This is a genomic window from Patulibacter medicamentivorans (genome assembly GCF_000240225.1).
GTDB lineage: Bacteria > Actinomycetota > Thermoleophilia > Solirubrobacterales > Solirubrobacteraceae > Patulibacter > Patulibacter medicamentivorans.
Map to the genome: position 1 here is coordinate 18,787 of NZ_AGUD01000006.1, position 21,413 is coordinate 40,199.

Sequence of the window (21,413 nt, forward strand, 5' to 3'; positions counted from 1 at the left end):
ATGCGCAGCGTTTCCGACCACAATCCGCTTCCCCGTGAGCTTGCGCCGGGCGTGTACTGGCTCGGGCAGTGCTCGATGCTGGAGTTCGGTGGCCGGGTGCTCCACCAGTACGCATCGACCTTCCTCGTGACCGGGAGCCGGACGTCGGTGCTGGTCGAAGGTGGCCTGACCCGCGACGTGCCCTGCATCCTCGAGCAGCTTGAGGGGCTGTTCGCGCAGGGCGTGCCCGAGCCCGAGTACCTGTTCCTGACGCACACCGAGATTCCGCATGCAGGTGGCATCGGGCGGTTTCTCCAGCGGTTCCCGGACGCCGTCGCCTGCGGCGAGGTGCGAGACCTCCACCTGACCTTCCCGCAGTACGCGGAGCGGTTCGTCGCGATGGATCCGGGAGACGTCATCGATCTCGGCGATTCGCAGTTCCACGTCGTCGAGGCGGTCTTCCGCGACCTCGCCTATACGCGGTGGGGCTTCGATTCGCGGCGGCGGATCCTCTTCGCGGGCGACCGATTCTCGTACTCGCACTACCACGACGTCGGGCACTGCGGCGCGGTCGCCGAGGAGGTCGACGGACTCGAGGTCGCCGACGAGGTCGCGCTCTTCGCGATGGCGGCCTTCTTCTGGACGAAGTTCGTCGACGTCGAGCCCTACATCGCTCGCCTGAACGAGCTGATCGTCGACGAGCTCGGGGTCGAGATCATCGCGCCGACCCACGGCCTGCCGATCACCGATCCGGCCGCCACCATGCCGGCGATCGAGCGAGGTCTCCGGGCGGGCAGCGCCAGCGGCATGGTCGCGAATCCGCTGGACAACCCCGGGTGATCGCTGGATCATCGGACGGTGCCCGGTCCCGAGCTCGATCCGGCCTACCGCACAGCGGTTGCCGGCGCCCTACGCGAGATCCAGAGCACGGAGCATGATCGTGCGGCGCTGCTCGACGTCGTCGCCCGTCACGCGGCGGGGCTGACCGGGGCCGACCTCGGCCTCGTCGCCCTGCGAGCGCCCTCGGGGACCGAGGAGGTGATCGCGGCCTTCCCCGTCGACGGCGGGATGGAGGGGGTGGACCCTGACGGCGCGCTCGACGCGGCCGGCCTGGCGCGCATCCGGCGCGTCGCCGTCGGGGGCGAGGGCGGCCCGGTCGGATCGGTGTGCGTCGCCTGGCGGTCGCACGCGGCGCCTCGTCCGCACGAGGCCTGGGTGCTCGAAGCGCTGGCGAAGCACGCGGCGATCGCGCTGGAGCATGGTGAGCTGCGGGATACGGTTCGGGTTCGGGTCGAGATGCTCACGCGCTACTTCACGGCCTTTCGCGAGATGACGGCCGCGACGGTCGAGGACCTGGGCGTGGTCGGGCTCGTTGGGCTCGTCGAGCGGTTCCTCGAGCGCACGGTCCGCATCGCGCCGTCGGCGGACATCGCTCCGTATCTGCCCGCGGTCGTCTGTCGCGACGCGGATCCCGGGCCGGCCGACGCGGGGACGTGGCCGATCGAGACCGACACCAAGTACCTCGGGCAGCTGGTCGCCTCCGGCGCTCGGCTCGGCGCACTCGAGGAGGGCATCCTGCGCTACGGCGCCCGCCTGATCGCGATCGAGGCCCATCGGTTGCGCAGCGCTCGCGAAGCCCAGTTCCGACTCCGCGCCGAGCTGCTCTCCGAGGTGCTGGCCGGCCGACCGATCGAAAGCGAGCCCATCCGGCACCTGGCGGCCCGTCTCGACGTCCGTCTCGACGTCCCCTACGCGGCCCTGGCGGTCTGGGTCGACGACCCTCGTCGCAGGTTGGATGCGCTCTCGGCCGTCCGCGAGCTGGAGACGAGCGGCGGCTCGATGCTGGCCGTCGAGCGCGAGCGATCCCTCGTCATCGCCGTCCCCGACGGCGCGGAGGTCGAGGAGATCGCCGCCCGGCTGCTCGCGGTGCTGGCCCGGCAGGAATGGCGGCCGAGCATCGGGGTCGGTCGGACCACGGCCGATCTCGCCGCGGCGGCGCGCGAGGCGATCGCGGCGGCGAGGCTGGCTGCCGCCGCGGACGGCGGCCTCCTGCACGCAGCGGAGCTCGGGCCGCTGGCGTTCCTCCTGGACGCTCCGGACCTGGCGAGCGCGTCCGAATCGGTGCTGCGGATCCTCGGGCCGCTGGAAGCCCACGACGCCCGGGCTCGCGTGCCGCTGACGCCGACGTTGCGCGCGATGATCGAGGGTGACGGCCACCACCCGACCGTCGCCAAGCGGTGCGGCATCCATGCCAGCACGCTGAAGTACCGGCTGGGGCGGATCGAGCATCTGCTCGGGGTGCGGCTCGCCGACCGGCGCGTCAGGATCGAGCTCGCGCTGGCGATCCGGCTACGAACGCTGCTCGAGGATCTCGGTCGCCGGCCGCTGGTCGGCTGAGAAGGGTGATGCTCCCCGGGCTTCCAGGATGCGCAGCGTGGTGACGGCCGTCTGGAACCGCAGCGCCGCGTCGGGGTCGGCGATCGACGGTCCGACGACCGACTCGACGATCCCGAGCCGGTACTTCAGCGTGCTCGGGTGGATATACAGGCGGTCCGCGAGGGACGAGCGGGTTCCGTCGGACTCGATGTAGGCCACGAACGTCTCGAGCAGCGGGATTCGCATCGTGCGGTCGGTCGCGACGAGCTCGCCGAGCACCTCGCTGACGAAGCTCCGCGATTGGCCCAGGTCCGGGACGGAGAGCAGCGCCGCGAGCGGTCCGAGGTCCTCCGCCCGCAGGACGCCTCCGTCGTCGCCGCGATCGCGCAGGATCTGGAGGCAGGTGATGGCCTGGAGGTGCGCGTCCGCGACGTTCGTCGTGGATCCGCTGACACCCACCAGGACCGGCAGCCCCACATCGGCCAGATGGCTGGCCAACTGGCTCGCCAGGTTGCGCACCATCGAGTCGCCGTCGGAGCTGTGCGTGGCCAGGACGATCCGTCCTGCCCGCTCGAAGGCGAGCACCTTGCTGACCATCTGCCCGGAGAGTCGCGCCGCGCCGTCGCGGACGCGACGCAGCACGTAGGTCGGGTCGATGGCGGTGTCGACGGCCTGCAACGCGATCAGCGGCGTGACGCGGAGAAGATCGAGGCCGGCCTGCTGCAGCCTCAGCGCGATGCGGGCCCGGGCACCGGACGCACCGTCCGGAAGGTCCACCAGCTCTTCGAGCAACGTTCCCCGGAAGGTCGATTCCGCTTCGTCGACCGCCTGCTGCCGGCGAAGCTCGATCGCGACCAGCCGGGCGGCATCCGCGACGAGGTACCGGTCGACGGTCGTCATCCTCGACGACCCGCCCTCCACGACGATGCAGCCGAGCTGGGAGCCGGCCGACATGATCGGCTCGCCGTGATCCTCGGGTGCGTCCGGCGCCGCGTCCGGCGCTACGAGCACGCGCGTCGGCGGGGAGACGAGGTCGTCCAACGCACGCTGGAGCTGCTGGAGCCCCTCGTTGCGGAAGAGCACGCCCGTGAGGCGATAGGCCCCGGCGAACGCCTCGCGAAGCGTCAGGGCCTCGGCGGCCGCGCTGGCGTGGCGCCGACCGCTGTCCAAGCCGACGGCGGCGTGACTGGCGATCAGCTCGAGCGCCGGCAGGTCGTCAGGGCCGTGCGCCCCCGCGATGCACAGGACGCCGAGGATGCGGTCGGCAAGCGCGACCGGAGCCGCGGCCACCCGAGTCGGCTGGCCGCCCGGGCCGGGGACCACGGTCGTGATCGCCGATCCCCCGCGGCGTGCCGCGTCTTCGACGCCCTCGCGGGGAACCGCCTCGACCCAGTCCAGCGGATCGTTCCCGGCGAGATGGGTGCGGCCGTCGGCGCCGTCGTCCGAGAACCACCCGGCGGTCGCCCCGAACAGCTCGACGCTGAGCGCGACCACGGCGTCGAGCATGTTGGGCGGATCGAGCTCGTAGCGCTGGATGGCTTCCAGCGCGTCCCAGATCGTGGTCGCGGGCTCGTCGCCGGGGTGCCGGTGTCGTGGCGGGGCGAGCACGTCCCGATCCTACGTCTCGCGACCTCAGCTCGGGCGACCGGAAGTCGGCCCGAAGTTCGTCGTCCGAGGTGAAGTCGCCCGCGAGCTCGGCGGATTGAATGGCCCCAGTCGTTGTCGGACGCACCGATCTCGAGCAACCACCCATGCCTTACGCACGTACCGCCTCTCCCGTCCCGACCCCCACCGCCGAGACCGCCCGCGCCCGCCGGCAGACGATGGGGGACTTGCTCAGGTGGTCGGCGGCGCGCCATCCGGAGCGCCTGGCGCTGGTGTCCGCCGGTCGGCGCGTGAGCTACGGGGACCTCGACCGCGAGGTCAACCGAACGGCGAACGCGATCGTCGGCGCCGGTCTCCGCCGAGGGGATCGCCTGGCGCTCCTGGCGCGCAACTCCCACGAGTTCGTGGTGCTCTACTACGCCTGCGCCAAGGCCGGGGTGATCGTCGTCCCGATCAACTTCATGCTCCAGGCGCACGAGGTCTCCTACATCCTCGAGGCCTCGGGAGCGGTCGCCTTCGTGGTCGACGATGCGCTCCACGTCGTGGGGGCGACTGCTCTCGGTGGCGAGCTCGGCGAGCAGGTGCGCGTCCGCGCGATGATCGGGGCGGCCAAGCCCGGGTGGCTCGACGTCGACGACTGGGCCCGGTGGGGGGACCCGACCGAGCCGATGGTCGAGCTCGACGACGACGATCCGCTCGAGCTGCTCTTCACCAGCGGGACCGAATCGCGTCCCAAGGCCGCCGCGCTCTCGCATCGCAGCGTGATCGCGCAGCACACCAGCTGCATCGTCGGCGGTGAGATGACCGCCGCCGACGTCGAGGTGCACGCGCTGCCGCTCTACCACTGCGCGCAGCTGCACTGCTTCCTGACCGTGGACATCCAGCTCGGGGCGACGAGCATCGTGCTCCCCGGAGCCGACGCCGGACAGATCCTGGCCACCATCGAGCGGGAGAAGGCCACCAAGCTCTTCTGTCCGCCGACGGTCTGGATCAGCCTCCTCCGTCACGAGGACTTCGAGCGGCGCGACCTGTCCAGCCTGCGCAAGGCCTACTACGGAGCCTCGCCGATGCCGGTCGAGATCCTGCACGAGCTCCACCGCCGGCTCCCCGGTGTGCGGCTCTTCAACTTCTACGGGCAGACCGAGCTCGCGCCGATCGCGACGATCCTGGCTCCGGAGGATCAGGTTCGGAAGGCGGGCAGCGCCGGCCGTCCGGCGGTCAACGTCGAGACCCGGGTGGTCGACGACGCCGGAGCGACGCTGCCTCCGGGCGAGGTCGGCGAGATCGTCCACCGCTCGCCCCAGGCGACGCTGGGCTACTGGGATCAGGCCGGCAAGACCGCCGAGAGCTTCGCGGGCGGGTGGTTCCACAGCGGCGATCTCGGGGTGTTCGACGAGGAGGGGTACCTCACGGTCGTCGATCGCAAGAAGGACATGATCAAGACGGGTGGGGAGAACGTGGCCAGCCGTGAGGTCGAGGAAGTGCTCTACGCACATCCGGACGTCACCGAGGCCGCCGTGTTCGCCACCGATCATCCCGTCTGGATCGAGGCGGTCACCGCAGCGGTCGTACCGCGTTCCGGCGCGGCGCTGACGACGCAGTCGGTCATCGACTTCTGCCGGGAGCGACTCGCGCCCTACAAGGCGCCGAAGTACGTGGCGATCGTCGAGGACCTGCCGAAGAACGCCAGCGGAAAGATCCTCAAGCGCGAGCTGCGCACCCGGTTCGCGGAGATCGCCGCCGCCTAGCTGCCGCGGTCGTCGACCGCCGACGTGGCCTCGGCGCCACCGTTTTCATCAACTCAGGAGGAGCAGCACATGCACGACGGGATGTTCATCTTCGACAACGCGATCCACGCGTACGACAACAGCAGCATCAACGTGCTCGAGAGCGACCGCGCAGCGGCCGATCACTTCACGGTGGGCCCGGGAAGCGTGGGCCAGACGCTCGCCGTCTTCCCCCAGCTCGATCGCAGCGGTCGGCTGGAGAGCGATCCCGACTTCGGCCACAAGCGGCTCGGGGTCGACGAGGCGCTGAAGCTGCTGTTCGAGGACTCCGACACCGACATGGCGATGGCCCAGACGGTGCCGATCAAGGACTTCTGGAAGGACTTCCTCTACCCGCTCCAGCTCAACTACGAGCTCAAGCAGGCGGCGCCGGATCGGATCCTCTTCTGCGGAGCTGTGGACCCGACGACGATGACGACCAAGGAGTGCCTGGCGTCGATGGAGCACCAGGTCCGCGAGCTGGGCGCGACGAGCTTCAAGTTCTACCAGTCAGGTGCAGACGAGCAGCACTGGATGGCCGACGACCGCGAGGTGGCCTACCCGATCTTCGAGAAGGCGCTGGAGCTGGGGGTCACGTGCTTGCAGTTCCACAAGGGCTTCGCGTTCTCGCAGCAGATCATGGGTCCGTGGCTCCGCTGCGAGGACCTCCAGCGCCCGGCCCGCGACTTCCCGGAGGCGACCTTCGTCATCCACCACCTCGGCTGGCCCTACGAGGACGCGAGCATCCAGATCGCCAGCCGCTTCCCGAACATGGTCATGTCGTACGCCGGCCTGATCCAGTTCTACCCGCTGATGCCAGACCTCACGCTGCACGCCCTCGGCAAGGCGCTGCTGTTCCTCGGCCCCGACCGCGTGCTGTACGGCAGCGAGGGCTTCGTCTGGCCGAACGTCCAGTCGACCATCGAGATGTTCAACGAGATGCAGTTCTCCGACGAGATGCAGGATCGCTGGGGCTACCCGGAGATCACCCGCGACATCCGCGAAAAGCTGTTCGGCCGGAACTTCGCGCGGATCATGGGCGTCGACATCGACGCCAAGAGCAAGCTCCTCGGGGTGTCCTGACCCGTGCGGTCGGACCTCCGTGCTTCCGTCATGGCGACGCACCGCCGTCCCGAGCGCCATGCCGTGCAGGCGGCCCTCGACGAGATCCGCCCGCGCATCCACGCGCACCACGGGGACGTCGAGATCCGGGATCTCGACGAGGACGGCACGCTGCGGCTGCGCTTCACCGGCAACTGCGTCGGCTGTCCCTACCAGGCCGTGACGTTCGGCGCCGCCCTGCACGACCAGCTCGCTGCCGTGGACGGCGTCTCCGACGTGCAGATCGAGGGACGTGTCGTCCCGCCGGCCGCTCTCGCGCGGATCAGGCGGTTCCACGGCCCCGCCCTTCCCATGTCCTCACCCTCGAATCAGGAGCCCAGGCAATGACCCAGGACACCACCACGACCACGTTCTCGCAGACCCAGATCAGCGAGGCCACCGCCCGCGCGCTCGTCTCCCGTGCCGTCGCGGTCGCCGAGCGCCAGGGCAGTCCGATGGCGATCGCCGTGTGCGACACCTCGGGCACGCCGAAGGCCATCGCCCGCATGGACGGGGCGTCGTCGCTCACCTACGACATCGCGATCGACAAGGCGCTGACCGCGGCGGCGTTCGGGCTCTCGACCCACGAGATCAAGGGCTTCCTGGACCAGGACGCGGGCGCCGCCAACCTCTCGCAGGTTCCGCGGCTGACCGCGGTTCCCGGCGGGTACCCGCTCTTCGCGGACGGGGCGTTGATCGGGGCCGTCGGCGTGTCCGGCGGTCACTACAGCGAAGATCAGGCCGTCGCCGAGGGTGCGATCGCGGAGCTGGGCCTCGGGTCGGCCGGCTAGTCGTGGGACAGACGCTCGTCGAGAAGATCTGGGCCGCGCACGAGGTCGAGCCCGGGCTGCTGTACGTCGACCTGCACCTCCTTCACGATCTCGGAGGTCCGCTGGCCTTCGAGGGCCTGAAGGCGGCAGGCCGACCCGTGCGGCGCCCGGACCTGACGCTCGCGACGGCGGACCACAACGTGCCGACGGACGGCGTGACGCGCAGCGCGCAGATCGACGACGAGCTGAGCCGGGTGCAGGTCGGTCTGCTCGAGGCCGGCTGCGCCGAGTTCGGGATCCCGCTCCACTCGATGGGTGCCCCTCAGCAGGGCATCGTGCACGTCATCGGACCGGAGCTCGGGCTGACCCAGCCCGGCATGACGATCGTCTGCGGTGACTCGCACACCTCGACGCACGGTGCGTTCGGCGCCCTGGCGTTCGGCATCGGGGTGAGCGAGGTGGAGCACGTCCTGGCAACGCAGTGCGTCGTGCAGGAACGACCCCGGACGATGCGCATCCGGTACGTGGGCGACCTGCCCTTCGGCACCACGGCGAAGGACCTGGCGCTGCACACGATCGGACGGATCGGCACGAGCGGCGCTGCCGGCCACGTCGTCGAGTACGCGGGGCCGGCGATCGAGGCGCTGACGATGGAAGGGCGCATGACGCTGTGCAACATGACGATCGAGGCCGGTGGGCGCGCGGGCCTGATCGCGCCGGACGCCATGACGCTCGACTGGATCGACCGCCACGGCGGCACGGTGGACGATGCGCGCGGGCGTCTCGCGACGGACGGCGACGCGGAGTTCGACCGCGAGGTCGAGATCGATGCGCGCGAGGTCACGCCGCAGGTGACGTGGGGCACGACGCCGGAGATGGTCGCCGGCGTGCTCGATCGCGTGCCCGAGCCGAGGACGGAGGCCGAGCGCCGGGCCCTCGACTACATGGGCCTGGAGCCCGGGACGCGGCTCGTGGACGTCGCCATCGACCGCGTGTTCATCGGCTCGTGCACCAACGGCCGCCTGTCGGACCTGCGTCACGCTGCGGAGCTGATCGCGGGCCGTGCCGTCGCCCCGAACGTGCGCGCGATGGTCGTTCCCGGATCGATGCGCGTCCGGCGAGCTGCCGAGGCCGAAGGGCTCGACGCGATCTTCACGGAGGCCGGCTTCGAGTGGCGCGGCGCGGGGTGCTCGATGTGCCTGGGCATGAACGCCGACACGCTCGATCCGGGCGAGCGCTGCGCCTCGACGTCGAACCGCAACTTCGAGGGCCGACAGGGTCGCGGAGGACGCACGCACCTCGTGTCGCCGGAGATGGCGGCCGCGGCCGCCGTGACCGGGCATTTCGTCGACGTGCGCGACTGGAGGCGCTCGTGAAGGCCGTGTCGCGGGTCGAAGGTCCGGTCTCGACGCTCCTGCGCGACGACATCGACACCGACGTGATCATCCCGAAGCAGTTCCTCAAGCTCGTGCAGCGCACCGGATTCGGTCCGTATGCGTTCTACGACTGGCGCGAGGACCCCGCATGGGATCTCCCCAGCCGGCCGATCCTGGTCACGGGGGCGAACTTCGGCTGCGGCTCGAGCCGGGAGCACGCCGTGTGGGCGCTGGCCGACTACGGCTTCGCCGCGATCGTCGCACCGAGCTTCGGCGACATCTTCCGCACCAATTGCATGAAGAACGGGCTGCTTCCGGTCCGCGTTCCGCAGGAGATCCGGGACCAGATCGCGGAGGCCGGCGAAGCAGCGGTCGACCTACGAGCCGGCACCGTGGCGTGGGCGGGCTCCAGCTATCCGCTCGACTACCCGGACGAGGCACGGCGTCGTCTCGTCCACGGCCTCGACGACGTGGCGGTGACGCTCGAGTCCGAGGACGCGATCGCGGCGTACGAAGGCCGGCGTGACACGACGATGCCCCGAACGAAGGCAGGACGAGCATGAGTGGACAGACGGTCGTCGTCCTGGGGGGCGACGGGATCGGGCCCGAGGTCACCGACGCGGCTCTCGCCGTGCTCCGGCGCGTGGCCGGAGACGTCGACTTCGACGAGCGACTGGTCGGCGTCTCCGCGATCCGCGCCGACGGGACGGCGCTGAGCGCCGCGACGCTCGCAGCGTGCAAGCGCGCCGATGCAGTGCTCGTCGGTGCGCTCGGCGATCCGGGCTTTCCACCCGGAAGCGATCCCGACCCGGGCGAGGCGCTGCTGACGCTCCGCTCGGAGCTCGGCGTGACCGTGAACCTGCGGCCGATCGCCGCGCGATCGACGCTGGCGGAGCTCGGCCCGATCCGCGCGAGTCACGTTCAGGACGTGGACTTCCTGATCGTCCGCGAGCTGAGCGGGGGCCTGTACCGCGGCGGGCGGCACGCGCGCGACGCCCGAGCGGCGCTGGACGAGTGCGTCTACACGCGCGAGCAGGTCGAGCGGGCGGCTCGGGTCGCCTTCGGCGCCGCCCGAACCCGCGTGACGAGCGTCGACAAGGCCAACGTGCTGGAGACCAGCCGCCTCTGGCGCGAGGTGGTGACCGAGGTGGCCCGGGAGTTCCCGGAGATCGAGCTCGAGCACATGCTGGTCGACAACGCGGCGATGCAGCTGCTGCTGGACGCGCGTCGGTTCGACGTCCTGCTGACCGAGAACCTCTTCGGCGACGTGCTCAGCGACGAGGCGTCGATCTACTGTGGATCGATCGGCATGCTGCCGAGCGCATCGCTCGGCACGGACGGGTCGCCGGGGCTGTTCGAGCCCGCGCACGGCAGCGCGCCCGACATCGCCGGCCTCGGTGTGGCCAACCCGGTCGGCGCGATCCTCTCCGGGGCGATGCTGCTTCGGCACGGGTTGGACCGCACCGCCGCCGCCGATGCGGTCGAGCGCGCCGTCGCGGCGGCGATCGATGCCGGAACGCGCACCCGTGACCTGCAGGGGACCGCGACCACGGGCGAGTTCACCGCCGCCGTCCTGGAGGCACTGTGACGAGCTTGACGGTCGATCGCACGGTCGCGCTGGCGGACCGGTACGAGCTGCGCGACGGGACGGTCCTGCTGAACGGGGTGCAGGCGCTGGTGCGGTTGCCGCTCGAGCAGCGGCGGGCCGACCGCCGGCGGGGCAACCGGACCGCCGGATTGATCTCGGGGTACGAAGGGTCTCCGCTCGGCGGGTACGACCTGGAGCTCGGGCGGAGCCGAAAGCTGCTGGACGAGCACGACATCGTCCACCAACCGGCGGTCAACGAGGAGCTCGCGGCGACGGCCCTGATGGGCAGTCAGCAGGCGCACCTGCAACCGAGTGCCCTGTTCGAGGGCGTCTTCGGGCTCTGGTACGGCAAGGCGCCAGGTCTCGACCGGGCGAGCGACGCGCTGCGTCACGCCAACCTGATGGGCGTCGACCGCCGGAGCGGCGCGCTCGTCTGCGTCGGCGACGACGCCCGGGCGAAGTCCTCCACCGTGCCGTCGTCGTCGGAGCTGGCGCTGATGGACCTGATGATTCCCGTGCTCCTGCCCGCCGATCCGCAGGAGGTGCTGGCCTTCGGCCTCCACGGGATCGCGATGTCGCGCTGCTCGGGGCTCTACAGCGGCCTGAAGATCGCGACGAACGTCGCCGACGGCACCTCTTCGGTCTCGATCTCCGAGCAGTTGGTGGTCCCGGTCGAGCCCGACACGGAGATCGACGGGCGGCCGTTCCGGCACCGGGTGTCGGCGCGCATGCTCGGCGCGCCGCTGCTCGAGCTCGAGGAATCGATGGTCGGGCCGCGGCTGGAGATCGCGCGCCGCTACATCGTCGCGAATCGGCTCAACCGGATCGCGTCGCGGGGACCTCAGGACACGGTCGGGATCGTGGCGGGAGGCAAGGCCTGGCGCGACCTGATCGAGGCGCTCTCGATCCTCGGCGTCCGCGACCGGCTCGAGTCGCTCGGGATCCGCCTGCTCAAGATCGGCGCTCCGTTCCCGCTCGACGTCGAGCAGGTCCGCGAGTTCGCCGGCGGCCTGCGAGAGGTCGTCGTCGTCGAGGAGAAGCGTGCGTTCCTCGAGCTGCTCGTCAAGGAGGCGCTCTACGGTGCGCTCGACCGTCCGATCGTCGTCGGCAAGTCCGACGATCGGGGTGCACCGCTGTTGCGGGCATCGGCCGATCTCGATCCGGGACTGATCGCGGCGGCGCTCCGTCGCCGGCTGTCCGAGCACATGGACCTCGACCTGGAGCCGACCCCGCCGGCTTCGACGGTGAACGTCACCCCGGCCTCCCGCGCGCTTCCGCTCGCCCCGTCGCCGGTGACCCGTACCCCCTACTTCTGCTCGGGCTGTCCGCACAACTCGTCGACCAAGGTCCCGTCGGGCACGTTGGTCGGCGGCGGCATCGGCTGTCACGGCCTGGCGCTGCTGATGCCCGAGGAACGCGTCGGCATGCTGACCGGCCTCTGCCAGATGGGCGGCGAGGGGGCCACCTGGATCGGGATGTCGCCGTTCGTCTCCGCGAACCACCTCGTCCAGAACGTCGGGGACGGGACGTTCCACCACTCGGGCTCGCTTGCCGTGCGTGCGGCGGTGGCCTCGGGCGTGAACCTGACGTTCAAGCTGCTGGTGAACTCGGCCGTCGCGATGACCGGGGGCCAGGCGATCGTCGGCGGGCGGACGGTTCCGGAGCTCTGCCGGTTGCTCGAGAGCGAGGGCGTCGCGCGGGTGATCGTGACGACCGAGGACGTCGGTCGGTACCGGGGCGTGAAGCTGACAGGGAACGTCGAGGTCTGGGACCGGTCGCGGCTGATCGAGGCGCAGGAGGAGCTCGCGAAGGTCGCCGGCGTCACCGTGCTGCTGCACGACCAGGAGTGCGCGACGGAGCTGCGGCGCAAACGCAAGCGGGGACGGGCCGAGACGCCGTCGCAGCGGGTCTTCATCAACGAGCGCGCGTGCGAGGGCTGCGGCGACTGCGGCGCGAAATCCAACTGCCTGTCGGTGCAGCCGGTCGAGACCTCCTTCGGTCGGAAGACCCGGATCCACCAGGCGTCATGCAACGTCGACGTCTCGTGCCTCGAGGGCGACTGCCCCTCGTTCCTCACCGTCACCCCGTCGAAGCGCGCGGCGACGCCGACCGAGGCGACGCGGACCGAAGCGGCGCGGATCGGTGACGGGATCGTGCTGCCCGATCCGGCCGTGCGCCGCCCCGGTCAGGCGGTCACGGTCAGGCTGGCGGGCGTCGGTGGCACGGGAATCGTCACGACGGCGCAGGTCCTCGCCATGGCGGCTCACGTCGACGGGCTGCACGTCGCGGGCCTCGACCAGGTCGGCCTGGCGCAGAAGGGCGGGGCAGTGATCTCCGACCTCAAGTTCGGACCGGAGCCGATCGAGGGGGCCAACAAGCTCGACGAGGGTTGCGACGCGTATCTCGTCTGCGATCTCGTGGCCGGGACCGCGGCCGAGAACCTCGCTCCGATGCGGCGGGAGTCGACGGTCGCGGTGATCTCGACGAGCGTCGCGCCGACGGCCGAGCAGGTGATCGCCGTCGACGCGGCGAGCTCGCCGGTCGACGAGCTCGCCACGCGGATCGAGCAGCGGTGCACCAGCTCCATGCGCCTGCGCGCGCAGGACATCGCGACGGCGCTGCTCGGGACCGATCAGGTGGCGAACACGCTGGTCGTCGGGGCGGCCTTCCAGCGCGGCGTCCTCCCGCTCAGCCTGGCCGCGCTGGAGGAGGCGATCGCCCTCAACGGCACCGCAGTCGATCTCAACCTGGAGGCGCTGCGCCTGGGACGGCTGGCCGTCGTCTCCCCCGAGACCGTCGATCGGGCTCTGGAGGGCTCGCGGCCCGTCCGGGAGGCGCCGCCGGTCGGCGCGTCGGTCCAGGCGATCATCGACGCGGTAGGCGCCGAGGCCGGGAGCGAGCTCGGGGAGATCGTCGTCGAGCGCGTCCCCGATCTCGTCGCCTACCAGAGCCGGCGCTACGCGCAGGCGTACGCCGACCTGGTCCGGGACGCCCAGCGCGTGGAGCTCGAGCGCACGGGCGTCCAGGACGGACCGCTGAGCCGTGCGGTCGCCAGGTACGCGTACAAGCTCATGGCGTACAAGGACGAGTACGAGATCGCCCGACTCAGCATCGACCCGGCGCTGACGGCAGCCGTCGAGCAGGAGTTCGGGCCGGGTGCGCGGTACGCCTACAAGCTGCACCCGCCGCTGCTCCGTGCGCTCGGGCTGAAGCGCAAGCTGACGCTCGGCCGGTGGTTCCGCCCGGCGTTCCACGTGCTCTACCGCCTGCGCAGGCTGCGGGGGACGGCGTTCGACCCGTTCGGCCGGGCCGAGGTCCGACGCGTCGAGCGCGCGCTCGTGAGCGAGTACCGATCGCAGATCGAACAGGTGCTGGAGGTCCTGAGCCCGGCCAACCACGAGGCGGCAACGTCGCTGGCCGAGCTGCCGGACCTGGTGCGGGGGTACGAGGAGCTGAAGCTCGCCAACGTCGCCCGCTATCGCGAGCGGATGGCGGCCGCCTGGAACCAGCTGCGCTCGGGCCCGTCACCGACCGCTCGACCCGGGTGACCGTCGGATCCTGGTCGTGGACCGGATTGCTCGCGTTCGTCTTGCGCTTCGATGCGCCCTTCGCCGTGGTGGGCCCCGAGCCGCTCCGCGTCGCAGCAGGGGTCCTTGCCGACCGATTGCGAGCCGCGCAAGGCCAAGCGGGCGATGCGCGCCCGAGCGGGTCGGCGCGAGTCGGCCGCTCAAGGTCCTCCTTCCGGCGGCCGATGCGGTGTGCACCGTCGCCGTTCGACCGGACGCTCCGTGCCGCCCGCCTTCGCTCTCCGCCCGCTTCTACTCTCGCTGCTGCTGCTCGTCGTGGCCGTCGCGGCGCCCGCCGCCGCCCGCGCGCAGGCGCTGCCACCTGAGCAGCCGGTGACCGGGACGGTGGTGAGCGCCGTCGACGGCACACCGGTCGCGGGGGTCCACGTCCGCTTCGCCAGCACCAGCGCCGACGTCCGCACCCGCGACCCCTCCGACGCCGAGGGCCGCTTCGGCCTGAAGATCCGGGCGGGGACCTACATGGTCGAGGCCACCAACGACGACGCCGAGCCGTTCACGGGGACCGACGACCGCTGGCTGGTCGGTCCGAGCGACGGGTCGTCGAACTACGAGACCGCGCCCCGGGTCACGGTCGCGGAGGGCCAGCCGCTGATCGGCGTCGTCGTGCGAGTGGCGCCCCGCCCGCGCTACGACGTCTGCCGCGACGGGTTGCTGCTCGAGGGCTACGAGGGACCCGATCCCGCTGGGCCGCCCGCCGGCTGCCCCCGGGGCCGGATCCCGAGGATCACCAGCCTGCCGTGGGACTACGCCGCCGTGGTCTACGTGCTCGGCACCTTCCGTCCGACCGACGCCCAGCTCGCCGCGGCGGGCTTCACGCGCGACAGCCTGCGTGCGGCCGGCGAGTGGATCCTGGCGCACCCCGACGCCGGCTGGCCGACCGTCAACTCCGGCGTGATCGCGCTCCTCCGCCACGGGATCGCCCAGATGGAGGCCGAGGCGCAGCGGCACGGGACGCCGTCGCCGGTGATCCCGTTGCCCTCGGTGGCGCCGGTGGTGCTCGGCCAGCCGACGCGGGTGCCCTCCAACGGCTCGTTCGGGATGCCGGTCGCCTGCGTCGGCAGCGACACGTGCCGCGGCACGGTGACCCTGACCACCCGCGCGCCGGCCGCCGGCCGCCGCGGCAGCGCCCGCATGGTCACGATCGCCCGCCGGAGCGTCCGCTCGCGCCGGACCGGCACCGTCGCCCGCCTGCGGCTGAACGCCACCGGCCGCCGCCTGCTCCGCACCCGCAAGCGGATCGTGGTGACCGTGGCGTGGAAGGCCCCGGGCCAGCGCACGGTCAGCGAGCGGCGCACCGTCCGGCGTCGCTGACGCGTGGGCCGGTCGGCGGGGTTCACCGTGGCGTAGCTGGCGGGAGCGGGCTCGGCGGGCTCCGGCCTCCGTCCGGGTGGCGCAAGCGGGACCCCGATGTCGAACCACGATCAGGTCAGCAACTGGCCTATATGTGCGGCAGGCTGCCGAGGACGGCATCCGGCCCCGCGCCTCCCGTCGCGCCCGAGCGCGACGGGAGCGAACCGGCTGCCGCGCAACCGCGAGCAACGAAGGAGACCCATGGGTTCCCCGGCCGACAGCGTGTCGTGGGACGAAGCGTCCGCTCGGCGCCTGGAGCGCAGCGCTCTTGCGACGCCCGCCGCCACGGCAGGCCCTGCCGAGCTGGTCCGCGCCCTCTGCGGTGCGCACGCCCAGGTCCTGTCCGCCGCCGAGCTGTCGGTCGGCATCAGGTCCGCGGTCGCGACCCGCAGCGACATCCGCGCCGCCCTGTGGGAGGAGCGCAGCCTGGTCAAGACGCACGGCCCCCGCGGCACCGTCCACCTGCTGCCGACGGCCGACCTGCCGATGTGGATCGGCGCCCTGTCGACCATGCCGCATCCGGCCAATCCGTTCCCGGAGCACATCCGGTTGACCGACGAGCAGACGGAGCAGGTGGTCGCCGCGATCGGACAGGTGCTGGCCGGCGCCGAGCTCACCGTCGACGAGTTGACCGAGGCGCTCGTCGAAGCCACCGGGCCGTGGGCCGGCGATCTGGTCATGCCCGCGTTCCAGGAGATGTGGCCGCGCTGGCGGCAGGCGGTGACCCTGGCCGCGTACCGCGGGGTGCTGTGCTTCGGCCCGAGCAAGGGCCGCAAGGTCACGTACACCAACCCACGGCGCCACCTGCCGAGCTTCGAGCCCGTCGACGGGCCCCTTGCGCAGGCGCGGCTCCTGGAGCGCTACCTGCACGCCTACGGCCCCGCCACCCCGCAGAGCTACGCGAAGTGGCTGAGTGCACCGCGCAGCTGGGCCACCGAGCTGTTCGGCTCCCTCGAAGGCAGCGGACGCATCCAGCGCATCGGCCTCGACTCGACCCCCGCCTGGGTGAACGCCGGCGACACCGGGTTCTCCCAGGCGCCGCCGCGCGGGGTGCGCCTGCTGCCGTACTTCGACGCCTACGTCGTGGCCGGCCAGCCACGCGAGCGGCTCTACCCCGGCCGGGCGGCCGAGCGTGCCCTCACCCCGAGCGGGCAGGCAGGCAACTACCCGGTGCTCCTGATCGACGGCGTCGTCTCAGGCGTGTGGCACCAGCGGCGCTCCGGCAAGAGGCTCTCGATCACCGTGGAACCGCTCGGCGAGCTGTCCACGGCGCACCGCGCCGCGCTCGACGAGCAGGTCGAGCGGGTCGCGGCCGTCCTGGAGGGCAGGCCGGAGCTCGCGATCGGCACGGTGACCGCGGGGGCGCACGCCTGACGGGCGAGCGCGACGGGACCACGCAGGGCCTTGCTACCCCGCGTGGGGCAGGACCATCAGCGCGGCGATCTGGTCGTCACGGAGCGCGAACAGGAAGTCGAGGTCGACGACGCCGCCCGGGAAGTCTCCTTCGAGGTGCTGCACGAGCTTGAAGCCGTCGCGCCCCGACGCGCCCCGGGCGACGACGGTCGCCGTGAACGTGACGGCATCCGCGGTCGCCTGGCGCCAGGCGCGGATCTCGTCGCGGCCGACGAAGGTCCGTCCCTCGTCCAGCACGACGCCGTGAGGCAGGAAGCAGGCGGCGAAGGCCGCCCAGTCCGCGGCCTCGGTGGCCTGCAGGAAGCGGTCGATCACGGCCGGGGTCTTGGTGGTGCTCATCTGCGTACCGCCGTTTCCTAGATGGTGGAGAGGGTGCCGCCGTCGATCACGTGCTCGCTCCCGGTGATCGCCGAGGCGCGGTCGGAGACCAGGAAGGCGATCAGCTCGGCGACCTCCTCGGGGCGAGCGAAGCGCCCGAGCGGGACGCCTCCCAGCGAATCCAGCAGGCCCTGGAGCGCCTCGGCGGTGCCGATGCCCTGGCCGTGGGCGATCCGCGCCACGAGCGCGTCCGCCGCGGCGGTCTGGATCCCGCCGGGCGCGACCGTGTTGACGCGGATGCCCTTCGGCGCGAGCTCGGTGGCCAGGCCCTTGCTGTAGACGCTCAGCGCCGCCTTGGCCGCCGCATAGGCGAGGGTGGCGTCGTGGAGCGGCATGCGTCGCTGGATCGACGAGACGTGGACGATCGCGCCGCCGCCCCGCTCGATCATCGCGGGGATCAGGCGCCGGTCCAGGCGCACGGCACCGAGCAGGTTGAGCTGCAGCTCCGCCAGCCACGTCTCGTCGGTGAGCGCGGCGAAGCCCCCCGCCGGGGCGCTCGATCCTCCGACGACGTGGACGACGACGTCGACCGCCTGGTTCCCCTGGAGCCGATCGGCGATCTCGTCCGCCCCCGCGGGCGTCGTGGCGTCCGCCGCGATGAACAGCTCCGGATGCGGGTAGCCGTGGGGCATCGAGCGGGCGGTCGCGAGCACCGTCGCTCCCGCCGCCCGCAGCCGCTCCACGGTGGCGGCGCCCGTGCCCTTCGTGCCGCCGGTCACCAGGGCGCGACGTCCCCGCAGGAACCGCTCGGAGTCGGTGGTCATCGTTCGTGTCCCTTCATCGATTCGATACAGAAGATCCTATAGCGATCGGATAGAGAATGTAGCATCGCTATACGCGCTATCGTCGAAGCCGTGGCCAAGAGCGACTCCGACGGCAGCAGCACCCGGGACCGGCTGCTGCTCGCGGCCGCCGATCTGCTGGAGGCCGCGCAGGGCGGCGAGGTCTCGACCCGCGCGATCTGCGAGGCCGCCGGCGTCCAGGCGCCGACGCTGTACCACCACTTCGGCAGCAAGCAGGAGCTGCTCGACGCGGTCGTCACCCACGGGTTCAAGGCGTTCCTCGCCGAGCGGCCGTCGCCGATCCGGGACGACGGCGACCCGATCGAGGACATCCGCCGCGGTTGGGACCTGCACGTCCGCTACGGGACCGAGAACCCGGGCTTCTACTCGCGCGTCTACGGTCGAGCCATCCCCGGACGCCCGTGCGGCGTCGTCGCCGAGGTCGAGGCGATGATCCTGCACGCGCTGCAACCCGCCGCGCGGCAGGGACGGCTGCGGATCGCGCCCGAGCGGGCCGCGCGACAGATCCTGGCCGCCAGCACCGGCGTGGTCCTCACGCTGATCAGCCAGCCGGACGCCGACGCCGACCCGACCCTCTCCGAGGCCGTCCGCGACGCGGTCCTCGCGCGGATCAGCACCGACTCCGACGGCGGCGACCACCCCGCGGAGCCCGGCGCCGCGACCGCCGCGACGGCGATCGCGCTGCGCGCCGCCCTGCATGAGGACGCCGGACCGCTCGGCCCCGCCGAAGCCGCCCTGCTCGACGAGTGGCTGGACCGACTCAGCCGCGGATGACGGGACGTGGCGCCCGCGCTGGCGGCAGGTTCGAGCGCCACGGCTCGGGCCGTTCGCGGCCGGGCACCGAGGCGCTCACCCGCCCGCGCGGGCGTGGAGCCCGATCGCCAGCGTGGTGAGGTAGTCCGCGAGCGTGGCGGGGAACTCGATCTGGTGGAGCGCGAGGCGCGGGTCGGCCGCGCAGGCCTCGAGCAGGGCCGCGGGCGGCCGGGCGTGCGGCCACAGCGACGAGGTCATCACCCAGATCGCGACCAGGTACTTCCAGGCGCCGTCCTCGTCGAGCTCGGGGAGGGCGTCGCGGACCAGCCCGGTGAGGGCCTCTCCGTCGGCGAGGCCGGCGAGCTTGTGGCGGGTGATCGCCTCGACGGAGACGTTGCGCTCGAGAACCGTCGACTGCGCGCTGATGAGGTCGCAGAGCGCCGGCCGCTCCGCGAGCGAGGCGGCGATCGCGCCGGCGAGCTGCTCGGCGCGGCGCGCGAACCCGGCGCGGGGCCGGACCGCGGACGGCAGCTCGGTCGCGAGCTGGGCGAGCCACTCGCGGATCGAGGCCTGGAGGAGCTCCAGCAGCACGGCCTCGCGCGAGTCGAAGTAGCGCAGGACGTTGGACTTCGCGAGGCCGACGCGGCGGCTGAGCTCGTTGAGCGAGAGCTCCGCGACGGGCATCTCCTCGAGCATCGCGGCGGCGGCGGCGAGGATCGCCTGGCTGCGGACGGCGCGCTGCTCGTCGTTGCGGGCGCGTTGGAAGGTGGCGGCCATCTGCTCAGATCCTAGGGACCGGTGGTCTGTTTCGGGGCGGGCGAGATCGCCCGCCCCGTCCGTCCCGGTCAATGGGCGAACACCGGCTCCCGGTCGGGAGCGGCGTCGGGCGCCGCGGCCGGCAGCAGCAGCCAGGCCGCGATCGAACCGGCGGCGAAGATCGCCGCGGCCCAGGTGAAGGCGGCCGCGTACCCGTGCACGGCGCTCTGCGCGGCGACGTCGGCGACCGTCCGGTGCGACGACGCGTAGCTGCTCGCCGCGCTCGCCGCCAGCGTGCTCAGGAGCGCGGTGCCGATCGAGCCGCCGATCTGCTGGCCGGTGTTGACCAGTGCCGAGGCGACGCCCGCGTCGGTGCCCTCGACGCCGCGGGTCGCCGTCTCCATCGCGGTCCCGAAGATCAGGCCGAGCCCGACGCCGAGCACGAGCAGCCCGGGCAGCACCGCCGTGGCGTAGGACGAGTCGACCTCGACGCCGGTGAACAGCAGCATCGCGGCGGCGCTGAGGACCATGCCGCCGGCGACCAGCGGCCGGGGGCCGACGCGCGGCAGCAGGCGGGTCTGGCCGATCGCGCCGACCGGCATGATCACCGCCATCATCGGCAGGAACGCCAGGCCGGAGACCAGGGGCGAGAAGCCGAGGGTCTGCTGCAGGTAGTAGGTCAGGAACAGGAAGACGCCGAACATCCCCGCGCCGACGATCGCGATCGAGAGGAACCCGCCCGCCCGCGGCCCGTCGGCGATCACGCGCAGCGGCAGCAGCGGATGCTCGACGCGCCGCTCGACGGCGACGAACGCGCCGATCAGGGCGACGCCGGCGGCGAGGCCCGCGATCGTCAGGGCCGAGCCCCAGCCGTGGGACTCGGCGTTGGAGAACCCGTAGACCAGGGCGAACAGGCCGGACGAGGCGGTGAGCGTGCCGGGCAGGTCGATCGGTGCGCGGTCGCCGGCGGTCGCGTCGCGGCTGAGCAGCCGCAGCGCCGCGACGGCCGTCGGCACGGCGAGGGCCAGGTTGACGAACATCGTCCAGCGCCAGTCCAGCAGCTCGGTCAGCGCGCCGCCGAGGATTAGGCCCAGTGCGGCGCCGGAGGCGCCGATCACGCCGAAGACCGAGAACGCGCGGTTGCGCTCCTCGGCGACGGTGAAGGTCGTGGTGAGCAGGCTCAGCGCCGCGGGCGCGAGCAGCGCGGCGAACGCGCCCTGGAGCGCGCGGGCGCCGACGAGGACGCCGAGGCTGTCGGCGAAGCCGCCGAGCGCGGACGCAGCGGCGAACCCGGCCAGCCCGGTGACGAACACGCGCTTGCGGCCGAAGACGTCGCCGAGCCGGCCGCCGAGCAGCAGCAGGCTGCCGAACGACAGCGCGTAGGCGGTGATGATCCACTGGCGCGACTCGTCGGAGAAGCCGAGGTCGGCCTGGGCGGACGGCAGGGCGATGTTCACGATCGTCGCGTCGAGCACGACCATCAGTTGCGCGATCCCGATGATCGCCAGGATCCACCAGCGACGTCCGCTGGCCTCCGTGGGTGTCGTGGGCATGGGCCCGTCCTCTCGTGATTTGCAGACCGGCGGTCTGTTGTGTCACCAGTACAGCGAACCACCGGTCTCTTGTCAAGAGACCGGTGGTCGATTATTTGGCGGCGCGAGCGGGCCGAGCCTCGTGGAACGTCGTCTTGCCGAAACCTGCGAACCGCGGCGATCGGGTTCGTCGATCGCGACGACATCCGGCGGCGGGGCCGTCGTTACGTTCGCGGCGGGTGGGTCGCCGAGGGCTGCTCCACCCGCGGATCCCCTGCAA

18 protein-coding genes and 1 pseudogene are annotated in these 21,413 nt (G+C 72.0%); 13 read left to right on the forward strand and 6 right to left on the reverse strand.

What is annotated here, in order from left to right; all coding sequences use genetic code 11:
- Both PAI11_RS00905 and PAI11_RS00910 read left to right on the forward strand, forming a co-directional pair.
- Nucleotides 1-819, forward strand: a complete 819-nt coding sequence (locus PAI11_RS00905; RefSeq protein ID WP_170320669.1) for an MBL fold metallo-hydrolase — start codon at nt 1-3, stop codon at nt 817-819.
- A gap of 18 nt (nt 820-837) precedes the next feature.
- Nucleotides 838-2,376, forward strand: coding sequence for a PucR family transcriptional regulator (locus PAI11_RS00910; protein ID WP_007569859.1), 1,539 nt, complete (start codon nt 838-840; stop codon nt 2,374-2,376).
- Here PAI11_RS00910 and PAI11_RS00915 read toward each other — a convergent pair.
- Together PAI11_RS00915 and PAI11_RS28400 are read right to left on the reverse strand one after the other, a co-directional pair.
- Nucleotides 2,329-3,396 (reverse strand): PucR family transcriptional regulator, encoded by a 1,068-nt coding sequence (locus PAI11_RS00915; protein WP_138974030.1) that lies wholly within the window; start codon nt 3,394-3,396, stop codon nt 2,329-2,331. The two genes, PAI11_RS00910 and PAI11_RS00915, sit on opposite strands and share 48 nt — an antisense overlap.
- 135 nt (nt 3,397-3,531) lie before the next feature.
- Nucleotides 3,532-3,963 (reverse strand): annotated as a pseudogene (locus PAI11_RS28400) (GAF domain-containing protein); the annotation flags it as partial.
- A 143-nt stretch (nt 3,964-4,106) separates the two neighbouring features.
- Between PAI11_RS28400 and PAI11_RS00920 the strand changes: the two are divergent.
- The 10 genes from PAI11_RS00920 to PAI11_RS00965 all read left to right on the forward strand — a co-directional run bounded on the left by PAI11_RS00920 (nt 4,107) and on the right by PAI11_RS00965 (nt 16,872).
- Nucleotides 4,107-5,708 carry a fatty acyl-CoA synthetase gene (locus PAI11_RS00920; protein WP_040597509.1) on the forward strand — a complete coding sequence of 534 codons (1,602 nt, stop codon included), beginning with the start codon at nt 4,107-4,109 and terminating at the stop codon, nt 5,706-5,708.
- Between the two features lie 69 nt (nt 5,709-5,777).
- On the forward strand, nt 5,778-6,809 hold the full coding sequence (locus PAI11_RS00925) for an amidohydrolase family protein (RefSeq protein ID WP_007569863.1): 1,032 nt from the start codon (nt 5,778-5,780) through the stop codon (nt 6,807-6,809).
- 30 nt (nt 6,810-6,839) lie between these two features.
- Complete coding sequence (locus PAI11_RS23700; protein ID WP_138974031.1) at nt 6,840-7,175, forward strand: NifU family protein; 336 nt, start codon at nt 6,840-6,842, stop codon at nt 7,173-7,175.
- Nucleotides 7,172-7,618 (forward strand): GlcG/HbpS family heme-binding protein, encoded by a 447-nt coding sequence (locus PAI11_RS00935; protein ID WP_007569866.1) that lies wholly within the window; start codon nt 7,172-7,174, stop codon nt 7,616-7,618. Before PAI11_RS23700 ends, PAI11_RS00935 begins: the two co-directional genes overlap by 4 nt.
- A 2-nt stretch (nt 7,619-7,620) precedes the next feature.
- On the forward strand, nt 7,621-8,973 hold the full coding sequence (gene leuC, locus PAI11_RS00940; RefSeq protein ID WP_007569868.1) for a 3-isopropylmalate dehydratase large subunit: 1,353 nt from the start codon (nt 7,621-7,623) through the stop codon (nt 8,971-8,973).
- Entirely contained in the window at nt 8,970-9,536 is a 567-nt protein-coding gene (leuD, locus tag PAI11_RS00945; RefSeq protein ID WP_007569870.1) for a 3-isopropylmalate dehydratase small subunit, read from the forward strand. The genes leuC and leuD overlap by 4 nt, the downstream gene beginning before the upstream one ends.
- Entirely contained in the window at nt 9,533-10,561 is a 1,029-nt protein-coding gene (leuB, locus tag PAI11_RS00950) for a 3-isopropylmalate dehydrogenase (protein WP_007569873.1), read from the forward strand. Before leuD ends, leuB begins: the two co-directional genes overlap by 4 nt.
- Complete coding sequence (locus PAI11_RS00955; RefSeq protein WP_007569874.1) at nt 10,558-14,109, forward strand: indolepyruvate ferredoxin oxidoreductase family protein; 3,552 nt, start codon at nt 10,558-10,560, stop codon at nt 14,107-14,109. Before leuB ends, PAI11_RS00955 begins: the two co-directional genes overlap by 4 nt.
- A gap of 240 nt (nt 14,110-14,349) precedes the next feature.
- Entirely contained in the window at nt 14,350-15,459 is a 1,110-nt protein-coding gene (locus PAI11_RS00960; protein ID WP_007569876.1) for a carboxypeptidase-like regulatory domain-containing protein, read from the forward strand.
- Nucleotides 15,460-15,699: 240 nt separating this feature from the next.
- Nucleotides 15,700-16,872 carry a winged helix DNA-binding domain-containing protein gene (locus PAI11_RS00965; protein ID WP_007569878.1) on the forward strand — a complete coding sequence of 391 codons (1,173 nt, stop codon included), beginning with the start codon at nt 15,700-15,702 and terminating at the stop codon, nt 16,870-16,872.
- A gap of 33 nt (nt 16,873-16,905) precedes the next feature.
- Here PAI11_RS00965 and PAI11_RS00970 read toward each other — a convergent pair whose 3' ends face one another.
- Complete coding sequence (locus PAI11_RS00970; RefSeq protein WP_007569880.1) at nt 16,906-17,250, reverse strand: nuclear transport factor 2 family protein; 345 nt, start codon at nt 17,248-17,250, stop codon at nt 16,906-16,908.
- 17 nt (nt 17,251-17,267) lie between these two features.
- Complete coding sequence (locus tag PAI11_RS00975; protein ID WP_007569882.1) at nt 17,268-18,053, reverse strand: SDR family oxidoreductase; 786 nt, start codon at nt 18,051-18,053, stop codon at nt 17,268-17,270.
- A 90-nt stretch (nt 18,054-18,143) separates the two neighbouring features.
- Between PAI11_RS00975 and PAI11_RS00980 the strand changes: the two genes are divergently transcribed.
- Nucleotides 18,144-18,866: a TetR/AcrR family transcriptional regulator gene (locus PAI11_RS00980; protein WP_007569883.1), complete on the forward strand. Its 723-nt coding sequence runs from the start codon at nt 18,144-18,146 to the stop codon at nt 18,864-18,866.
- A 75-nt stretch (nt 18,867-18,941) separates the two neighbouring features.
- On the opposite strand, the gene PAI11_RS00985 is transcribed toward PAI11_RS00980, so the two are convergent.
- Complete coding sequence (locus PAI11_RS00985) at nt 18,942-19,622, reverse strand: TetR/AcrR family transcriptional regulator (RefSeq protein ID WP_007569885.1); 681 nt, start codon at nt 19,620-19,622, stop codon at nt 18,942-18,944.
- A gap of 68 nt (nt 19,623-19,690) precedes the next feature.
- Nucleotides 19,691-21,154 carry an MFS transporter gene (locus tag PAI11_RS00990; RefSeq protein WP_040597510.1) on the reverse strand — a complete coding sequence of 488 codons (1,464 nt, stop codon included), beginning with the start codon at nt 21,152-21,154 and terminating at the stop codon, nt 19,691-19,693.
- Between the last annotated feature and the right edge of the window lie 259 nt (nt 21,155-21,413).

Bases quoted from the DNA above. Each gene is read 5' to 3' on its own strand.
- PAI11_RS00905 (WP_170320669.1), top strand. From the start codon at position 1: ATGCGCAGCGTTTCCGACCACAATCCGCTTCCCCGTGAGCTTGCGCCG.
- PAI11_RS00920 (WP_040597509.1), top strand. From the start codon at position 4,107: ATGCCTTACGCACGTACCGCCTCTCCCGTCCCGACCCCCACCGCCGAG.
- PAI11_RS00925 (WP_007569863.1), top strand. From the start codon at position 5,778: ATGCACGACGGGATGTTCATCTTCGACAACGCGATCCACGCGTACGAC.
- PAI11_RS23700 (WP_138974031.1), top strand. From the start codon at position 6,840: ATGGCGACGCACCGCCGTCCCGAGCGCCATGCCGTGCAGGCGGCCCTC.
- PAI11_RS00935 (WP_007569866.1), top strand. From the start codon at position 7,172: ATGACCCAGGACACCACCACGACCACGTTCTCGCAGACCCAGATCAGC.
- leuB (WP_007569873.1), top strand. From the start codon at position 9,533: ATGAGTGGACAGACGGTCGTCGTCCTGGGGGGCGACGGGATCGGGCCC.
- PAI11_RS00965 (WP_007569878.1), top strand. From the start codon at position 15,700: ATGGGTTCCCCGGCCGACAGCGTGTCGTGGGACGAAGCGTCCGCTCGG.
- PAI11_RS00970 (WP_007569880.1), bottom strand. From the start codon at position 17,250: ATGAGCACCACCAAGACCCCGGCCGTGATCGACCGCTTCCTGCAGGCC.
- PAI11_RS00975 (WP_007569882.1), bottom strand. From the start codon at position 18,053: ATGACCACCGACTCCGAGCGGTTCCTGCGGGGACGTCGCGCCCTGGTG.
- PAI11_RS00985 (WP_007569885.1), bottom strand. From the start codon at position 19,622: ATGGCCGCCACCTTCCAACGCGCCCGCAACGACGAGCAGCGCGCCGTC.
- PAI11_RS00990 (WP_040597510.1), bottom strand. From the start codon at position 21,154: ATGCCCACGACACCCACGGAGGCCAGCGGACGTCGCTGGTGGATCCTG.